The sequence below is a fragment of the Roseateles sp. P5_E11 genome (assembly GCF_054049355.1).
The window spans coordinates 1-2,250 of record NZ_JBFUMO010000761.1; the positions used below are offsets into that span (position 1 = coordinate 1).

General features: G+C 65.9%; 2 protein-coding genes. Both read left to right on the forward strand.

Annotated features, from left to right (window positions below):
- Positions 1 to 287 precede the first annotated feature (287 nt).
- Positions 288 to 1,001, forward strand: a complete 714-nt coding sequence (locus ACXJKR_RS30225) for a TetR/AcrR family transcriptional regulator (protein ID WP_457325991.1) — start codon at positions 288 to 290, stop codon at positions 999 to 1,001.
- Between the two features lie 40 nt (positions 1,002 to 1,041).
- On the forward strand, positions 1,042 to 2,250 hold a 1,209-nt coding region (locus tag ACXJKR_RS30230), incomplete at its 3' end, for an acyl-CoA dehydrogenase family protein (protein ID WP_457325990.1).

The window sequence follows — 2,250 nt, forward strand, 5'->3', positions numbered from 1 at the left end:
TTCGGGCCGAGCGACGGGCCGCCCCTAGCCGGCCCGTCGGGCGATGTGCATGCGGCTCGATGCCGCATGCATCGCCATCCCCCCGGGGATCGGCCGGGCACGCCCGCGTTCAGCGGCGCGAGACCGGACGAGGGGCTGGGGTTTGCACTAGGTTGTTGGCAGTATTAGGCACATCACCCTAGGAAATCGGTAGGACAAGCTGGCGCTGTCACGGGAGCGACCTGCAAAATAGAACGATCGTTCGTTTTATTCCAGGCTGGCTTCCGCCCCTTCTGCCCGTGTCCACGCTGCCCACTCCCGCCAAGAAAACCGCCCCGCTGCGCGTTGCGAAGCCGGCGCGCGTTGCGCGTTCGCTGCAAAAAGGCCAGCAGACCCGTGCCGCCATCCTTGAGGCTGCTCTCGGCCTGGCCTCGCACATGGGCCTGGAGGGCTTGTCCATCGGCGCACTGGCCGATGTGACAGCCATGAGCAAGTCGGGCGTCTTCGCCCACTTCGGCTCGCGTGAGGAACTGCAGATCGCGGTCGTCACTGAGTATCACGCCAAGTTCGAGGAAGAAGTCTTCTTCACCGCCATCCGCGAGCCGCGCGGCCTGCCGCGCCTGCGCGCGATGTTCGAGCGCTGGGTGCGCCGCGTATCCGTCGAGGTCGACTCCGGCTGCATCTACATCAGTGGCGCCGTCGAGTTCGACGACCGGCCCGGCCCGGTGCGCGATGCTCTCGTGGCCATGGTCAAGGCCTGGCATGCGGCGCTGCAAAAGGCCATCCAGCTCGCCATCAGCGAGGGCCATCTGAAAGCCGATGCCGATGTCGAGCAGATCTGCTTCGAGCTGCACGGCCTGATCCTGTCCCTGCACCACGACGCGCGCTTCATGCGCATCCCCGGTGCGCTGGCACGCGCCGGCATCGGCTTCGACCGAGCCATCCAGTTCTACGCCACGCCGCTTGGCCTCGACATCGACGGCAGCCGCAAGCTTCCAAAGACCGGCACCGCCAAGCGCTGAMCCCCTTTCTTGACCCACTGACCGTTCCAGGAGTACCCCGATGCCCCAGTACACCCCGCCCATGCGTGACATGCAGTTCGTCATGCACGAGCTGTTGAACGTCGTCGRCGAACTGAAGATGCTGCCCGCGCATGCAGACATCGACGCCGACACGATCAACGCGGTGCTTGAGGAGGGTGGCAAGTTCGCCGCCGAGGTGCTTGCGCCCATCAATCTCAGCGGCGACGCCGAGGGCTGCACGCTCGACAAGACCACGCACGAGGTCAAGCCGCCCAAGGGCTTCAAGGAAGCCTACAAGCAGTACGTCGAAGGCGGCTGGCCTGCTTTGAGCTGCGATCCGCAGTTCGGCGGCCAGGGCCTGCCGCATCTGGTGAACCAGTTCTTCTACGAGATGCTGAACTCGGCCAACCAGGCCTGGACGATGTACCCGGGCCTCTCGCATGGCGCCTATGAAGCCCTGCATGCCCATGGCACGCCCGAGCAGCAGGCCACCTACCTGCCCAAGCTGACCAGCGGCGAATGGACCGGCACCATGTGCCTGACCGAGCCGCATTGCGGCACCGACCTCGGCATGCTGCGCAGCAAGGCCGAACCGCAGGCCGATGGCACTTACAAGATCACCGGCCAGAAGATCTTCATCTCGGCCGGCGAACACGACATGGCCGAGAACATCGTCCACCTGGTGCTGGCCCGCCTGCCGGACGCGCCCGTGGGCTCCAAGGGCATTTCGCTCTTCATCGTGCCCAAGTTCAACGTCAACGCGGACGGCTCACTGGGCAGCCGAAACGGCGTCTTCTGCGCCGGCCTGGAGCACAAGATGGGCATCCACGGCAACGCCACCGCGCAGATCGTGCTGGAAGGCGCCAACGGCACGCTGGTGGGCCAGCCCAACAAGGGCCTGGCCGCCATGTTCGTCATGATGAACGCTGCTCGCCTGGGTGTCGGCAACCAGTCCCTGGGCCTGACCGAGGTGGCCTATCAGAACGCCGTCGCCTATGCCAAGGACCGCATCCAGATGCGGGCGCTTTCCGGCCCCAAGGCCCCGGACAAGCCCGCCGATCCCATCATCGTGCACCCCGACGTGCGCAAGATGCTGCTGACGGCCCGCGCCTTCGCCGAAGGCGGCCGCATGCTGCAGGGCTACACGGTGCTGCAGCTGGACAAGGCGCTCAAGAGCGACGACGAGGACGAGCGCAAGGACGCCGAGGCCGAGGTCGCGCTGCTGACGCCCATCATCAAGGCCTTCATC